This is a genomic window from Polynucleobacter brandtiae (assembly GCF_002797575.1).
In the GTDB taxonomy this organism is placed as follows: domain Bacteria; phylum Pseudomonadota; class Gammaproteobacteria; order Burkholderiales; family Burkholderiaceae; genus Polynucleobacter; species Polynucleobacter brandtiae.
Map to the genome: position 1 here is coordinate 1 of NZ_PGTX01000007.1, position 16682 is coordinate 16682.

The 16682-nt window shown below is 45.5% G+C and carries 15 protein-coding genes; 11 read left to right on the forward strand and 4 right to left on the reverse strand.

Annotated features, from left to right (window positions below; genetic code table 11):
• The first annotated feature begins 653 nt into the window (after positions 1 to 653).
• Positions 654 to 1013 carry a winged helix DNA-binding protein gene (locus B0G85_RS09845; protein WP_100380294.1) on the forward strand — a complete coding sequence of 120 codons (360 nt, stop codon included), beginning with the start codon at positions 654 to 656 and terminating at the stop codon, positions 1011 to 1013.
• A gap of 71 nt (positions 1014 to 1084) precedes the next feature.
• Here the strand turns inward: B0G85_RS09845 and B0G85_RS09850 are convergent, their stop codons facing one another.
• Positions 1085 to 1339 carry a helix-turn-helix transcriptional regulator gene (locus B0G85_RS09850; protein ID WP_100380295.1) on the reverse strand — a complete coding sequence of 85 codons (255 nt, stop codon included), beginning with the start codon at positions 1337 to 1339 and terminating at the stop codon, positions 1085 to 1087.
• Between the two features lie 291 nt (positions 1340 to 1630).
• On the opposite strand from B0G85_RS09850, the gene B0G85_RS09855 reads away from it, so the two are divergent.
• From B0G85_RS09855 to B0G85_RS09885, 7 genes are all read left to right on the forward strand, one after another.
• The gene (locus B0G85_RS09855) at positions 1631 to 1933 is read left to right on the forward strand and encodes a YciI family protein (protein WP_100380296.1); all 303 of its coding nucleotides are present in this window, start codon (positions 1631 to 1633) and stop codon (positions 1931 to 1933) included.
• A gap of 163 nt (positions 1934 to 2096) precedes the next feature.
• Positions 2097 to 2312: a hypothetical protein gene (locus B0G85_RS09860; protein WP_100380297.1), complete on the forward strand. Its 216-nt coding sequence runs from the start codon at positions 2097 to 2099 to the stop codon at positions 2310 to 2312.
• Between the two features lie 137 nt (positions 2313 to 2449).
• Complete coding sequence (locus tag B0G85_RS09865) at positions 2450 to 2674, forward strand: hypothetical protein (protein WP_100380298.1); 225 nt, start codon at positions 2450 to 2452, stop codon at positions 2672 to 2674.
• 221 nt (positions 2675 to 2895) lie between these two features.
• Positions 2896 to 4710: an NADH-ubiquinone oxidoreductase-F iron-sulfur binding region domain-containing protein gene (locus B0G85_RS09870; RefSeq protein ID WP_100380299.1), complete on the forward strand. Its 1815-nt coding sequence runs from the start codon at positions 2896 to 2898 to the stop codon at positions 4708 to 4710.
• A gap of 18 nt (positions 4711 to 4728) precedes the next feature.
• A complete protein-coding gene (fdhF, locus tag B0G85_RS09875) occupies positions 4729 to 7623 on the forward strand; it encodes a formate dehydrogenase subunit alpha (protein WP_100380300.1) in 2895 nt (964 codons plus the stop codon).
• A 153-nt stretch (positions 7624 to 7776) separates the two neighbouring features.
• Positions 7777 to 9438 carry an L-aspartate oxidase gene (gene nadB, locus B0G85_RS09880; RefSeq protein WP_100380301.1) on the forward strand — a complete coding sequence of 554 codons (1662 nt, stop codon included), beginning with the start codon at positions 7777 to 7779 and terminating at the stop codon, positions 9436 to 9438.
• Positions 9439 to 9703: 265 nt separating this feature from the next.
• On the forward strand, positions 9704 to 10276 hold the full coding sequence (locus B0G85_RS09885; protein ID WP_100380302.1) for a phasin family protein: 573 nt from the start codon (positions 9704 to 9706) through the stop codon (positions 10274 to 10276).
• 169 nt (positions 10277 to 10445) lie between these two features.
• On the opposite strand, the gene nadC is transcribed toward B0G85_RS09885, so the two are convergent.
• Positions 10446 to 11300: a carboxylating nicotinate-nucleotide diphosphorylase gene (gene nadC / locus B0G85_RS09890; protein WP_100380303.1), complete on the reverse strand. Its 855-nt coding sequence runs from the start codon at positions 11298 to 11300 to the stop codon at positions 10446 to 10448.
• A gap of 49 nt (positions 11301 to 11349) precedes the next feature.
• A complete protein-coding gene (gene nadA / locus B0G85_RS09895; RefSeq protein WP_100380304.1) occupies positions 11350 to 12477 on the reverse strand; it encodes a quinolinate synthase NadA in 1128 nt (375 codons plus the stop codon).
• 168 nt (positions 12478 to 12645) lie between these two features.
• Between nadA and B0G85_RS09900 the strand changes: the two genes are divergently transcribed.
• The gene (locus tag B0G85_RS09900) at positions 12646 to 14379 is read left to right on the forward strand and encodes a ShlB/FhaC/HecB family hemolysin secretion/activation protein (protein WP_100380305.1); all 1734 of its coding nucleotides are present in this window, start codon (positions 12646 to 12648) and stop codon (positions 14377 to 14379) included.
• Between the two features lie 33 nt (positions 14380 to 14412).
• A complete protein-coding gene (locus B0G85_RS09905) occupies positions 14413 to 15249 on the forward strand; it encodes a peptidylprolyl isomerase (protein ID WP_100380306.1) in 837 nt (278 codons plus the stop codon).
• Positions 15250 to 15281: 32 nt separating this feature from the next.
• On the opposite strand, the gene B0G85_RS10295 is transcribed toward B0G85_RS09905, so the two are convergent.
• Entirely contained in the window at positions 15282 to 15437 is a 156-nt protein-coding gene (locus B0G85_RS10295; protein WP_157799319.1) for a hypothetical protein, read from the reverse strand.
• A gap of 42 nt (positions 15438 to 15479) precedes the next feature.
• On the opposite strand from B0G85_RS10295, the gene B0G85_RS10300 reads away from it, so the two are divergent.
• Entirely contained in the window at positions 15480 to 15800 is a 321-nt protein-coding gene (locus B0G85_RS10300) for a hypothetical protein (RefSeq protein WP_157799320.1), read from the forward strand.
• Positions 15801 to 16682 lie beyond the last annotated feature (882 nt).

The window sequence follows — 16682 nt, forward strand, 5'->3', positions numbered from 1 at the left end:
TAGCCACCTCTGCAACTGGTGCTTTATCGGCTTCTTGCAAAATCCGAACAATCTGCTCATCCGTAAATCGGGCTCTCTTCATGTACTACTCCTTTAAGTCAAGGAGGAGTCATTATCTCTAAATTAGTTTGGTCTGAAAATGTCAGGACAGGTCACGTGCTGTGTGAGCCATAAAAGAAGAATTTTCGGATGGTGAACTTTGTTTTGCAGTAAAAAGCAAATTGCTCAATAAAGAAATTTGACAATCTTAGATGACCCATCGACATAGGTAAATAAAACCTCATACTCGCCAATAATCTTGGAATGCTTAAGCTTCTTACTTCCCCATCCCACATCTTTTTTGTACCCTAAAACTCTATCTTCAACAGTTATAAAATTACCCTCATTGTTCACCTCAACAATACTAAAAGAATAAGTTGAGGGAAAAATAAGTTGTTTCAAGTAATTCAGCATTTATTAAGTTTTTAATTTTTATTAGTACTTTCAATCCTAACGTCTTATTAATAAAACTACAAGTGCTGAGAGGGGGGGCTAGGGTAACTCTTGTGCGGGTTTATACTTATAAAACGAATGATTATGTCAGTAGTCATTGGCAATAAAAAATAAAGCGGGTAAGGTTCAGATGACTAAAAAACCTTTAAATAAGAAGGCAAATGAAAACATTAATATCTTTAAATGCTACTGGGTTTGAGTATTTTTTATTTATGGAGTCGAAAGACGCTGTTCATAAAAAATACGATATCAGCGAACGCGAGTGCTTTATTCTCAGAGTGATATCTCAGTCATACATTCGCAACCAAAAAATGCGGGTGTCAGATGTACTAGCCCTTAAAGATTTTGCTTCCCCTGCCACCCTCCATGGAATTGTCAAGTCATTGATCAAAAAAGGAAATTTGTCCGTCCTTCTTGACGCAGTTGATGGTCGTGTGAAGTACCTTGAGCCGACCCCGCTGACTCTGAAGATGTACAAAGAAATGACAAAGAACTTTATGAAGATTGGAAGGGGTAATTAATCTTCATTTATTGAACAACGTCTGTGTTGCAAGGCTCTCATCGTAGGAGGCCTTCTTCATTGAGTGGTGATTTACTGTGACGCTTCTGCCGGAGTATTGCTAATGAAGGAATCCATGCCCTCTAAACTCAAAACACCACCTAAGGCCTGTAACACTCTCAGAATATTCTCCAATCTAATGGTAGGCTTACCGGCTTCGAGCTCAACAATGAACCTCACTCCCACATTAGCAGCTAGCGCTAATTGTGGCTGAGTCAATTTTAAGCGCTTGCGAGTTTCACGCACCATGCGACCTAGATCTAAGGAGTTTTGTATTTGTGTGCCCATGAATATTTCATTACTATGAATTGGGTGATTTTGACGCCTAAATTATAGGTATACATTCCCGATCGGGAAATAATATTAACGATGTGACTAGCGACTTAAACGTATCTTGTCCGTATCTACTAAACAACTTCAATAAACTCAATCACACGTGGGGTGGCAATCCTTCTCTTCTTAAGTTGATGCAAAGATTGGGACCATGTCAGTCAAATCCCGCCTTATTAAGCGTAGGGGCTCACCTCCTGTAATATTTGACTTGGTGAAATACCTTCTTAACCGCACTGGACAATCAATATGATCTTCTCAATTCTATTAATGGATCGCCCTGGTACTGCTGACTTACGTATTCAAGTCCGCCCTGAACATCGCGCTTATTTGGCGACTAAAGCAGAGCAAATGTCATTTGCTGGGCCGCTCACTTCGGAAGATGGCAAGACAACGGTTGGCAGTTTGTTAGCCATGGATTTTCCAAGTAGGGCGCATTTGGATGCCTGGCTTCAGGATGAGCCCTACACCAAAGCAGGTGTTTATGAAAAGCCCATCGTCCATGTCTTTAATAATATGTGGGCACAAAAAGTAGGCTTTCCTCCAGCGTAATTCAATTTGGTTTAGTCCAATGCTGTTCGGCTGGCAAATTGAGCGATGAAAATCGGTCTCTATAAAATGATGATGTCATGAATCGAATATGTTCTTATTGTGATTAATCATGGCATTGATCCGTCTATTGGGTTCAAAAATCGCTGGCGCACTTTAGTACCCCGTGCCTTTACTTCTCCATTCTTTTCGCCGGTTGCCTTTTTTGCCGACAGCTCTCAAAAACGCCTTTGAAGGATATTGTCAAAAAATTGGCTATGAAATCAGTTATCGCGATCTGAGTCTTTCCCCGTTGCGTATGCGCAGAGAAGTAGATGGGCTGCGTATTGCCGATGCTCGCCATCAACAGTTTCTGGACCTGGAAAAGTTTGTTGTCATGTAAATCTAGCGCAAGATTTGATGTTCATGAATAACCCAGCTCTTAGAGATCGGATTAGCTTGGGTGAAGTCAGGACAACGGACCCCAAAAAAGAGGATGTTCCTCTCGAAGTTGAAGTCAGAATCAAGTAGACTTGAAGTATGAACTCACCTAAATTGCGCCCTTTGGCTACTCTTGTTCTGATTGTCACCGCTGTTGTATCTGCTTGCGGCACCATCGAATCTGCCGCTCAGGCAGATTGCACCTCGATTGGCTGGCAAATTGGCAGTAAGGGCTATCAAGATTGCTATAAATCCCGCCTGTATGAGCGAAAGCTAGATTATTCACTCCCACCGGGTGATAAGCCATCCCCATCGGTTATTTAGTAGGGTAAACCCTTGGTTTAAACCCTTGAGCGCCGTCAAGGACTTACAGAGCAAAATAACCCAAAATCGTTCATGATTTGGGTGTCTCCTATATAAAGCATTTTGTGGTGTTTCCACTAGCTGGAATCTGATAAGTGGTCATGCTTGCTTTATTGAGACAAACAACATCAGTAGTAATGCCGGCATTAACTATTGCGACTAAATACTAGAGATTGAATACTATGAATCACCCGAACCCTTCGAATGAAGTCAAAGCTATTGCTGTAGCAACGGTTGATGATTTAAGGGAAACCATTCGTCGCAAAAGTAAGCTCAAAGGTCGTCAAGCAGATGATGTTTCCTTGGCGGAAGTGCGAGCACTGATCGGTACCGACTCGCAACGTCGTGATTTATTAATCGAAAATTTACACAAACTGAACGATGCCTATCGTGCTTTACATGATCGACATTTAGTAGCCCTGGCAAAAGAGATGAATCTGCCGATGGCTGAAGTCTATGAGGTAGCTACCTTCTATCACCACTTTGAAGTGGTGCGCGGTAATGACCCTGTTGCCGACATTACAGTGCGGGTATGCGATGGTATTGCCTGTGAGCTTGCCGGCGCCCAAAATTTATTGGCGAAGTTACCTGCTATCTTAGGCAATCCTCAGGTCAAAGTTATTGCTGCCCCTTGTATTGGCCGCTGTGAGCAAGCTCCAGCAGTTGCGGTACATCAATTCCCTGTTTTGTTTGCTACAACAGATACAGTTCTAGCCGCGGTCAGTAATCAAATGACTACGCATCCTTTAGCGAAAGACAGTGGCAGCTTTGATCCTGTTGCTTTTGTTGAAAAAGGAATTTCACCTCAAGGTCATGATCAAGCGGTGTCTCCAGATTATGTTGGCTATGAAGCATACAGAGCCCTAGGTGGTTATGCATTAGCAAAGCAGGTGGTGGATGCAAGCGCTGGAAGTAATCTTGACGCAGAGAGTATCGTCAAAATAATGGAGAGCTCAGGCCTGCGTGGTTTGGGTGGCGCCGGGTTTCCGGCGGGGCGTAAGTGGCGCATTGTGCGCGATCAAATTGCCCCTAAATTGATGGCCGTGAACATTGACGAAGGTGAGCCAGGCACATTTAAGGACCGCACCTATTTAGAGCGCGATCCACATCGCTTTTTAGAAGGTTTATTGATCGCTGCTAGCGTGGTGGGTATTGATGCTTGCTATATTTATTTGCGCGATGAGTACCATGGCTGTCGTGAGTTGCTAGAGCTAGAGCTTAAAAAACTACAGGCCAACCCCCCATTTAAATTGCCATTGATTGAGCTTCGGCGTGGTGCTGGAGCTTATATTTGTGGTGAAGAGTCGGCCATGATTGAGAGTATCGAGGGTAAACGAGGTGAGCCCCGTATGCGCCCTCCCTATATTGCGCAGGTAGGTTTGTTTGGTCGACCTACCCTTGAGCACAATTTTGAAACACTCTACTGGGTGCGTGACATTATTGAGCGTGGTCCAGAGTGGTTCAGTTCTTTTGGTCGCCATGATCGAAAGGGTTTACGCAGTTTTAGTGTGAGTGGCCGAGTGAATGCGCCAGGCGTCAAGTTGGCGCCAGCCGGAATTACGATTCAAGAATTGATCAATGAGTATTGCGGTGGCATGCAAGAGGGCCATCAGTTCTACGGCTACCTTCCAGGCGGTGCCTCTGGAGGTATCTTGCCAGCCACGATGAACGACATCCCACTAGACTTTGACACTTTGCAACCTTATGGTTGTTTCATCGGTTCAGCAGCAGTCATGATTTTTAGTAATCAAGATAAAGCCCGTGACATGGCCTTAAATGTCATGCATTTCTTTGAGCATGAGAGTTGTGGTCAGTGCACACCTTGCCGTGTAGGTACTGGCAAAGCCGCTACCTTGATGCAGGCAAAGACCTGGGATCATGACACCCTCGAAGATTTAGCGGTGGTGATGGTAGACGCATCGATCTGCGGCTTAGGCCAAGCTGCCCCTAACCCTATTCGATGTATTGCAAAATATTTCCCGCAAGAAGTTGCGTAACTGAGCAGATAGACCAATATGAACGCACCAGTAAACCCTAAAGAACTTGAGCTACAGACTGTCGAGTTCAAGCTTGACGGACAAACCATCGTTTCTTACGAAGGCGAAACTATTCTCAAGGCTGCTAAGCGCCACGGAATTGATATTCCCCACTTATGCTTTAAAGACGGCTATCGTGCCGACGGTAATTGCAGAGCATGTGTTGTAGAGATTAATGGTGAGCGTACCTTGGCACCCAGTTGCTGCCGAAGTGCTACGCCTGGTATGGAAGTGAAGGCCAATAGCGAGCGTGCTTTAAAGAGTCAAAAATTGGTTTTAGAAATGCTGTTGTCTGATATGCCCGATGAAGGCTTTAAGTGGGTTGGAGACAGTAAAGAGGAAGAGCAAAAAAACCAACATGGTGAGTTAAGTACTTGGGCAACTCGCATGGATGTCACAGTACGTCCAGAACTTAGGGCGATACGCCGTGAAAAGGTGAGTAGTGATGTGTCGCATCCAGCGATGGCAGTCAATTTAGATGCCTGCATTCAATGCAATCGTTGTGTTCGTGCTTGCCGTGAAGAGCAAGTCAATGATGTGATTGGCTACGCCATGCGCGGCGGCCATAGTGAAATCGTATTTGATCTCAATGACCCGATGGGTGACAGTACTTGCGTAGCTTGCGGCGAGTGCGTTCAAGCTTGCCCTACTGGTGCGCTGATGCCTAAGGGCCTCATTGGTTCACAAACAGTGGATCGCAAGGTCGATTCTGTTTGTCCGTTCTGCGGAGTGGGCTGTCAGATTACCTACAACGTTAAAGATGAAAAGATTGTTAGCGTAGATGGCCGTGACGGACCTGCAAACCATAATCGCTTGTGCGTTAAAGGCCGCTTTGGTATGGACTATATCCATAATCCGCAGCGCTTAACTAAACCCCTCATTCGTAAAGCGGGCGTTCCAAAAGATGAGAATGCCATGCAGAACCCACAGGATTGGTCCAGCATCTTCCGTGAGGCAACATGGGAAGAGGCCATTGAAGCGGCTGGCGGTGGCTTAAAGAAACTGAAAGATCAATACGGCAATAAAGTATTGGCTGGATTTGGTTCCGCTAAGGGTAGCAATGAAGAAGCGTATCTATTTCAAAAGCTAGTGCGTACCGGTTTTGGTAGCAATAACGTGGACCATTGCACCCGTTTATGCCATGCCTCATCGGTTGCTGCGCTTTTAGAGGGTGTGGGTTCGGGTGCGGTAAGTAATCAGGTTAATGATGTTGAGCATTCGAGCATGATTTTCTTGATTGGATCTAATCCAACAGCCAATCACCCCGTGGCGGCTACTTGGTTTAAGAATGCAGCGAAGCGTGGCGCCAAGATTGTTCTGTGTGATCCGCGCATGACTGATATTAGTAAGCACGCATGGCGTACGATGCAGTTCAAGCCGGATACTGATGTGGCGATGCTCAATGCCATGATCTACACAGTGATTGAAGAAGGTTTAGCTGACCAAGATTTCATTCAGAATCGGGCTAATAACTTTGAAGCGCTTAAGGAAAATATCAAGGGCTATAGTCCAGAAGCTATGGCACCGATCTGCGGTATTCCAGCAGAAACCTTGCGTGAAGTCGCTAGAGAGTTTGCAACTACTAAATCAGCCATGATTTTATGGGGCATGGGTGTTAGTCAGCACGTGCATGGTACGGATAATGCGCGCTGCCTAATTGCTTTGGTGAGTATCACAGGTCAAATTGGTAAGCCGGGATCTGGTTTACACCCACTGCGCGGACAAAATAACGTGCAGGGTGCCAGTGATGCTGGTTTGATTCCGATGATGTTCCCGAACTATCAGCGCGTTGATAACCCAGAGGCACATGCTTGGTTTGAAAAGTTTTGGGATACGCCGCTAGATAAGAAGCCAGGCTATACCGTTGTCGAGATCATGCATAAAATTACTGCTCCTGATAGTGATCCCGATAAGATTCGTGGCATGTATGTCGAAGGTGAAAACCCAGCGATGAGTGACCCCGATTTAAATCACGCGCGTCATGCTTTAGCCGCTCTCGATCTTTTGGTTGTACAAGATATTTTTATGACGGAAACTGCTTTATTGGCAGACGTGATATTGCCAGCAAGTGCATGGCCTGAGAAGGTGGGCACTGCCAGCAATACTGACCGTATGGTCCAAATGGGTAAGAAGGCGATTAATCCTCCTGGCGATGCAAAGCCGGATTTGTGGATTATTCAGCAGATTGCAAAGCGCATGGGCCTGAACTGGAACTACCAAGGACCTGATGATGGTGTGGCAGCAGTCTATGACGAAATGCGTCAAGCGATGCATGCGGCCATTAACGGCATTACTTGGGAGCGCTTAGAGAAAGAATCAAGCGTCACCTATCCTTGCTTATCAGCCGAAGATCCAGGTCGCCCGATTGTCTTTAACGACAAGTTTGATACCGCTGACGGTAGAGTGAGATTGGTGCCGGCAGACATTATTCCTGCTAACGAGCGTCCAGATACAGAGTATCCATTTGTGTTGATTACCGGCCGTCAGTTAGAGCATTGGCATACAGGCAGTATGACTCGCCGTGCAACCGTGCTTGATGCGATTGAGCCAATGGCCACTGTCTCCATGAATGGCGAGGACATGACTCAGTTAGGGGTATCGGCTGGCGATGTGATTACGGTTCAGTCACGTCGTGGTGAAGTCGCCATACACGTTCGTCGAGATGATGGCACCCCACGCGGTGTCATCTTTATTCCGTTTGCTTACTATGAGGCAGCAGCGAATCTAATAACCAATGCCGCACTTGATCCATTTGGCAAAATCCCGGAGTTTAAGTACTGCGCTGTCAAGTTAGCTAAAGGTGGAGTAGTTGCTCAGGTTATTGGCTATGGAACCAATGATCCGGCTAGACAGAAGGTTGCCGTAATTCACTAAGTCTAATTATCAAGTCTTTCAATATGGCCACTTTCGAGTGGCCATATTTTTTGTGGCTTCACCACTAAAAACGCTACAGCTCAGGATTAAACCGTGGGGGATTGCCTGGGCAGCAAGCAAAATCAATTCCTGAATTAGCCTTTAGAATGGGGTATGACTAGCGCAAAAGAACCACAAAGTACCCCAGACTCTAAAGCGGAACTACCTGTCCTTATTATTGGGGCTGGTTTAGCAGGCTTAACCGTGGCGCTACATCTAGCTCAAACTCAGCCGGTCATCATTATGGCCAAACGTGGTCTTGGTGAGGCAGCTACCGCATGGGCCCAGGGTGGCATTGTGGGTGTAGTTGATAAAGAGCATGACAGTATTGATTCACACGTAGCCGATACCTTGGATGCAGGTGCTGGTCTAGTAGTGGAATCGACTGCGCGCTATATTGCAGAAGAAAGTGCCGAGGCAATACGTTGGCTTGTCGAGCAAGGCGTTCCCTTTACCCCTGATGAAAACGGTCCGATGGGATTGCATCTGACGCGTGAGGGTGGCCACAGCCATCGCCGGATTGCCCATGCTGCAGATGCTACCGGTAAGGCGATTCATGAGGTTTTGCTAGATAAGGCCCGCGCGCATAGCAATATTGAACTACGCGAACATTGGATTGCATTGGATCTGATTACCAATCGCCAGTTAGACGCTAAAGTACGACGCAATAAACCAAATCGTTGCTATGGCGTATATGCCTTAGATATTAAAAACAATCGGGTAGAGACCATTGAAGCTAAATCGGTAGTATTGGCTACCGGTGGTGTTGGCAAGGTTTACAAATACACCAGCAACCCTGATACCGCTACAGGTGATGGTATCGCTATGGCTTGGCGTGCTGGTTGCCGTATTGGCAATATGGAATTTATTCAATTTCACCCAACGTGTTTATATCACCCTAGTGATCGTACCTTCTTGATTACTGAGGCAATGCGTGGAGAAGGTGGCTTATTAAAGTTGCCCGATGGCACGCGCTTTATGTCAGAGCATGATGAGCGTAATGAGCTAGCGCCACGCGATATCGTAGCCAGAGCAATTGACTTTGAAATGAAAAAGCACGGCCTTGATTACGTGCATCTCGATGCGACGCATTTAGGTGAGGCATTTATCAAAGAGCATTTTCCAATGATTTATGCCCGCTGCCTTACTTTAGGTTTGGATATTACAAAAGATCCGATTCCGGTAGTGCCTGCTGCCCATTACACTTGTGGCGGCGTAGTGACTGACCTTAAAGGCAAAACGGATTTACCTGGTCTCTATGCGGTGGGCGAAGCAACCTATACCGGCCTTCATGGTGCAAATCGTTTAGCAAGTAATTCTTTATTGGAATGTATTGTGATTGGCAAAGCAGCCGCTCGCGATATTGGCAATTTAAAAATACTCACCATGCCAAAGCTACCCCTATGGGATGAGAGCCAAGTTGAAGATGCGGATGAGCAGGTCGTTATTGCCCATAACTGGGATGAACTACGTTCTTTGATGTGGAACTATGTTGGTATTGTGAGAACCAACCGCCGACTTGAGCGCGCACTACATCGCATCAAACTGTTGCGCTACGAAGTGCAGGAATATTATGCTAACTTTAAAGTTACGAGAGACTTGATAGAGCTGCGAAACCTACTCGAGTGCGCAGAGCTCATCGTGCGATCTGCGCTCATGCGCAGAGAAAGTAGGGGGCTACATTACAGCCGAGACTACCCTGGTACTTGGGCAGTGTCTTACCCTACTATTTTGACCCCACAAGCCGAGGGATCAGACGGTATTGCAGGGAGATAAACGCGAAGATTGGCCCGAAGGTTGTCCTAATACCCAGGCTTAAATCACCTCAAGTGAAGGGTGATAGGTTTAAAAAAGCAGAGAATGATGCAAATTTTCTAGGTTTAAGCTCATTTTTTTTCATAATATGAGATTTATATTGAAATAACGCTCAATTCCGCTGTTTTATTGCAACGCAACAAATAATCCTTGATTTGTTAAAACTGCTATCTTAAAATGGTGCATAGCAACAAATTAATCACTTTTTACAAATTAAGGATAAATCATGTTCCAGAACCAATTGAATGACCAGTTAGTACAAGCCCAAGCTAAATCTGTTGAAACTGCTAAGCATTTAGCTCAAGTAGCCGTTCAAAGTGCTCAAGAATTAGCTGAAATCAACCAGGCAATTGCTAAAGATGTTGTTGCTGCTGCTCAAGATGGCACCACTCAGTTACTCGCAATTAAAGATCCACAGCAATTAGCTAAATTAGCTCAACCTGAATCAGCGCAAGAAGCGGCCAAGTACGCTGCAGCATATCAAGCTAAAGTAAGCAAGATTATTCGCAAGAGTAATAAAGAAGTTGCTGATGTAGTTGACGCTTCCATCGATGATGCACGTGCTGACTTAGTGAAGATGGTTAAAGAAGCTACTAAGACTGCTCCAGCGGGATCTGAAGCGTTTATATCTGCATTCAAGTCTATGTTTGATGCCTCTATTCAGCAATTTGACCAAGTACGCGCATCTGCTGCTGATGCATTTACTAACTTTGAAAAGAGTGTAGATGCTGCTATGGCAAACGTTCAAGGCGTACAGTCTTCTGCAACTAAGCCTGCTGCTAAAAGTCGTAAAGCGTAATAGTTAAAACGTAATACGTAACACGTAATACGCAATATCCAGCATGCCTCATACGCCTTACTAGGCAACATAGACAAAGCCGCTTTCGAGCGGCTTTGTTGTTTCTTTACGCATCATTTACTGATATGCCAAGGTGACTGAGCAATCCGTTTTAATGATGTGAGCTAGCTCATAAAATTCGCATTGAAAAATCTACCGCTATGATGTCTTTAGTGAGCTTGCCTAGAGAGATTCGGTCAACGCCTGTTGCAGCAATTTGTCGCATCTGATCTAAATCAATGCCGCCGGATGCTTCTAACAGAGCCCTGCCATTTGTGAGCGCTACTGCTTGCTGCATTTGTTCGGTGGTGAAGTTATCAATTAAGATACTTTTGGCCCCAGCGGCCAATGCTTCTTCAAGCTCCGCCAAGTTTTCTACCTCAATCTGAATATCCACACCAGAGTGAAGCGCAGTCGCAGCTCTCAAGGCAAGACTAACCCCGCCTGCTGCGGCGATATGATTTTCCTTAATCAGAATGCCATGCCATAGAGCCAGACGTTGATTTTGTCCGCCCCCAATAGTGACGGCATATTTTTGTGCTTGGCGTAGCCCCGGAATGGTTTTGCGTGTGTCAAGGACCGCGCATCCTTGTGGATTTGGGCTTACACCGGCAATAGCGTTCACATGCTGACGGGTAGTGCTTGCCGCCCAAGAAAGAGTTTGTAAAAAGTTAATGCAGGGGCGCTCAGCAGAGAGGAGGGCGCGCGCATTAGCTTGAATATCACAGACTTTAGTATCAGGCTGCATGACAGAGCCCTCTTCATAATGCCAAGTCACTTTTGCTAAGGGATCTAAGGTCTTGAGCGTGCCCTCAAACCAATCAACCCCGCAAAGAACAGCTTCTTGACGGACGATGAGTTGGGCATGTACAGGTTTACTGGGCACTAGTAGAGCGGTCCAGTCACCGGTACCCATATCTTCCATGAGCGCATCATGGATATTGCGTTGGCGAGCTTGCTCTAAGGTCTCGTTGTATTCAAACATGTGTTTCCAATGTGTTTGTCATTCAAATAATTGGTATTAATTGCTCTTGTTAGGCTGAACCTATATTTTTTACAAAGCCATGTTGCGCTTTGGCTAATAGATCGGGGTGATTCTTTGTAAAATTGAGCATGTGCTCAATGCAATCTAAGGCCTTAACGCGAGTCTCTTCGGGGATGGTAATTTCACCGCTAGTATTTTCAAGGCAGTTCAATATGCCTTGTAGACCATTCATGGCCATCCAAGGACAATGGGCGCAGCTTTTGCAAGTGGCGCTATTACCGGCAGTGGGGGCCTCAATCAAAATCTTGTTTGGCGCCAACTGACGCATACGATGCAAAATACCATTATCCGTTGCGATAATATATTCTTTGGCGTTGCCTTCTACTACCGCCTTGATCATGGCAGAAGTGGATCCCACAACATCCGCCAAATCCACAACAGCTTGAGGTGATTCCGGGTGCACCAAAACCATGGCATTGGGATGTGAGGCTATCAGCATTTCTAGCTCAACTGCTTTAAATTCATCATGAACAATGCAAGCACCATTCCAGAGCAACATGTCAGCGCCAGTTTGCTCTTGGATGTAACGCCCCAAGTGACGATCGGGTGCCCAAAGAATTTTCTTACCATCCAACTTGAGCTGATGAACAATGGCAAGCGCACAAGAGCTTGTTACCATCCAATCCGCTTGCGCTTTAACTGCTGCCGAAGTATTTGCATAAACAACCACAACACGATCGGGATGCAGTGCTCTAAAGGCTGCAAAGTCAGCCGCATCGCAACCCAAATCTAAAGAGCAGGTCGCCTCTAAGTCTGGCATGAAGACTCGTTTCTCAGGACTGAGAATCTTGGCAGACTCACCCATAAAGCGAACGCCCGCAACAATCAGATTTTTGGCGGAGTGATTTTTACCGAAGCGCGCCATCTCTAGTGAGTCAGAAACAAAGCCACCTGTCTCGATTGCTAAATCTTGAATATCGCCATCTACATAGTAGTGAGCCACTAAGGCGGCATTTTTCTCGATTAGTAACTGCTTAATACGAGCAATCACGGTAGCTTTTTCAGAGCCGTGTAGTTGTGGCGGTGTTTTTGCCCACGCTTGGGCAGTACGGGTGCTACCGGCAGCATTTTGCTGGTGGTAGTCAAAGGCAATAGGAGTGCTAGTAACTGAATTCATGCTAAATCTTAATGCACTCTGCTAAAGCCTACTTAAAAATGACGTTGAGCCCTCGGGGGAATAAATTAGCTTCATATATTATGCGTCTTTGTTACTTTAGATAATGAATATATGTATTATGATTCAATACCTTAGCTCACTCATTTTGTTTTTTTGACCCATTACCTCATGCGTACATTTACCCCCTTTAATTTTAAAAAACTATTACTCGCCATGGCCATTGGTAGTTTTTTTGGAATGAACCAAGCATCTGCTCAAGTAGATGCGGGCGCCTTGCAACAGGGTCTTGAAAGACAGTTGCCCCTGCCATCACCATTGGCGCTACCTGAGCCCACGGAAAAAGATCCACTGCGCACTACCCCTAAGGCTGAAGGTGCGGTTACATTTGAGGTCAAATCGTTTGTACTAGAAGGTGTTGGCATTTTACCAGTAGGTACGGTGCAAGAGGTTCTGAAGTCTTGGCTTGGTCGACCAGTTAGCTTTGATGACTTACAAAAAGCCTGTGATGCGATTGTGGAGCTCTATCGTAAGAGCGGTTACACAGTACAAGCCATCTTGCCTCCGCAAAAAATTGCCAATGGCGTTGTCAAGATTTTGGTCACTGAAGCCAAGTTGAGTAGTGTGTTTGTAGATACTCCCAATGGAGAAACACGCTTCAATAAAGAAACCGCTGCTGAATATATTACTTATGCCAATCCTGTAGGTCAGCCACTCAATACGAAGGCGATTGAGCGTGCCCTCATTATTTTGAATGAAACCCCGGGTGTGATGGTTTCTAGTCAACTAGAGCCAGGTCAAAAAGATGGAGAAACTGCTCTTCGCCTGCAGCTGACTCAGCCTCAGTGGTATCAAGGTAAGGTTGAAGCGAATAACTACGGTAGCCGCTCAACTGGAGCAAACCAAGGCGTAATCGCCTTAAGTGCCATTAATCCCACCGGTATTGGTGATTCTGCATCGATTAACGGGATCTATTCAGAAGGCTCTCAGTACGTCCAGGGCGCCTATTCTTTACCGGGCTCCAAAGATGGCTTACGTCTAGGTGTGGCGGGTACTTTTCTAAACTATAAGAACGTCAGTAGCTATGCAACGAGTGCTGGCGGTGGCTATGGTGATGCCTGGACTACGGGTCTGAGTGCGGCTTATCCACTGATTCGAGAGCAGGGCACTAACGTCAACGTAACTGCAAACTATGATGTCAAAGCCTATACCAATAAAAATATGCTTACGCTGCAAACTATCAGCGCGTACACCATCAACAATGCTTCTTTAGGTTTATCTGGAAACCACTACGATAGTTTTGGTGGCGGCGGAGTTAGCGCAGGATCTGTCGCTGTCGTACTGGGTAATTTGAATATTTCTTCAACCAGTACTCAGGGCTACGGTCAGTACACCCCGCAAAGTTTTACTAAATTTACCTTTGCTGGAAATCGTACGCAGCAGCTATCAGAAGATGGAACAACTACCGCCTACGTTTCAATTAGTGGACAGCTGGCGTCCGTAAACCTAAACTCTGCTGAGCAAATTTATATGGGTGGTCCTTATGCTATTCGTGCCTATCCGGTTGCTCAGGGTGGCGGCTCCCAAGGTGGTATCGGTACATTCGAGTTGCGTCAGCAACTCCCAGAACGCGTTATCGTGAGCGCCTTCTTCGATGCGGGTGTAGTGCAGCAATATAAAAATCCCTATACCAACTGGCAAGGTCAAACCAATGCAAACAATACCTACTCTTTAATGGGTGCAGGCATGGGCTTAAAGTGGGATTGGGAGGGCTGGAACCTGGGTGCTATGGTGGCCTGGACAGTGGGTAGCAATCCCTTGTATAGCACCGCTGGTAAAGCTGTCAATACTGACGGTACCACGACCAATCCTCGTGGATGGCTAACGGCAAGCTACCAGTTCTAATCCTTGTATTGATCTCCTCAGATAGACTTAAAAATGCCAATCAAATCTTATGTCAGCGTTATATGCATTGCATGGGCAAGCTTAGCGAGTGTCAATATCGCGTTCGCACAAGCGAAGGCTGATACCAAAGAGACGGAGTTCGAGTTCATAGCCACCGTGAACGGCGCTCCTATTACTCAGGGATTACTCAATCTCAATATTCGTACGCTGATGGCTCAGGGTCAACGCGATACACCAGAACTGCGCCAAGCCATTAAAGAAGATCTGATTAATAAAGAGTTGATTGCGCAAGAAGCAACCAAGCAAGGCTTTGCTAAAGAGATTGATTTTCCTGATCAGATGACACAGCTCAAACACAATCTTTTATTACAGGCTTACTTAGAAGCGCACTTTAAGAAGAATCCCATCTCTGATGCGCAATTCCGTGAAGAGTATGACCGTCAACGCAAGTTGATGGGCGATGGCGCGAATAGTTTTCAGTACCGCATGAGTCAAATCGTCCTGACTAATGAAACTGATGCCATCGATTTGATCCGCCGTATTCAGAGGGGTGAACTGTTTGGCAAGCTTGCGCAGGAATACTCTATTGACGCGAGCTCAAAAGCCAATGGTGGTGCATTAGGCTGGGTGATGCCAGGACAAGTGATTCCAGCAGTGGCCAGTGTCTTGCCCAGCATGGCCAAAGGCGCAATTACGACTACACCTATACAGACTCCGGTAGGGTGGGTCATTCTGAAGTTAGACGACAAGCGAACTTTCAAGATCCCAGGCTTTGAAGAGTCCAAACCCCAATTACGACAGGCGCTTGTCCAGCAATACTTGGGCGAGGTGGTTAAAGGCCTGCGCGCCAATGCAAAAATCGTTCAATGAGACTTTTAAGAGCGATCTTCGCGACTAGCTGTCTATTGATGGCGCAGGGTAGCAATGCCCAAAGAATAACTTCCCAGAATTGGATTTTGGATCTCAATGGGCAGACCAATGAAGCCCATACAGCCAATGACTCCAAATCCTCCTTCGGGGTCTTCTGCTCCGGCGAAAAGTGCTTGTTTTACCTCCACCAAGCGCTTAAATGCGAGCCGGGTACCAAATACTCGGTATTAATGAATAGCCAGACCATATCAACCGCTTTAAGCATGGAATGCACACAGATTGGGGCTAACCTGTTCCAGATCCTAGACCCCTTTGAGGCGGTTTTAAGGGCTACTCAGGTAGGTGAGACCATCGGATTTGCAGTTGCCCTGCAATCAGGGGCTTTTGCAGTGACCCGCTTTAGCTTAATCGGGGCAAAACCCGCTATCGAAAGGACGCTTTTGGAGGCGGCAAAAAGCAAGCTGATTCCCCCTAAAGCTTCCCCAGAAAATACCCCGAAATCCACTCCAAAAACCACCCCAAAATCGACCCCTAAAGACATCTCCATTTAGTCGATTTGTAGTGGGTTCATCGTTGATGCGCAGTCAACTATTTGTCATGCATCAAGCATCATCCATATAACTTGAAGCACACGCTGACAGTATCACGAATGCACAAGCCATCATTTCAATAGCAGCATTGCAACACCTTGCAATGCGTACTTCATGTAATGAGTGAGATTGCACGCACGCAATGTATCCGTACTTAAAGTAAAGCATGAAGTGTATTTAAGTAACAAAATCACATTGCAAATGCATAAAAAAAATTGAAAAAATTTTAAGCAAAGTAGTACGAAAAACGGCCAAAAAAAATCGTAAAAATAGAAGAAGCAACGCACCAAAAAAGAGCAGAAATAAAACACATCAACATCTCCAAAAACGAACAATGTTGAGATCAAAAATACATCTCTAAAAACTCAAAAACAAATATCATTTTTAGAGCAAGTATCCTGAAAGAATTTCAGGAAAAAAAGACAAAATGAAGATCGCGTGAAGCGCGAAAAGAAACGTCTTTTACCCATCTTAAAAAGTCAGAATTTAAGCGAGTTATTAGTAGCGATTGGGGTCCATATTTTCACGATAAAACGCGTGCAATATTGGCCAGAATTGTGGCTTTAAATGCCACCTAAAAAGGGTCCAAATTTCCCATTTTTCGATCATTCTTACCAAATCTAGAAAATCAACATTGGCCTTAATTCCCTCAATTTCCTTTTTTCTATTATGGGAAATTCACAGAGGGTGCAAAAGGGGTATATCTAAACCCTTGAATTTACAGGACCCAATTCGCATAAAAAAATAGGGATCTATACATCCTGGATTCAGGTTAGTTGAATGAGTTGATTAAAAATTTGCCCTATATATACAATGGGTTTGAAGGAATATTAGTAGTAAAAT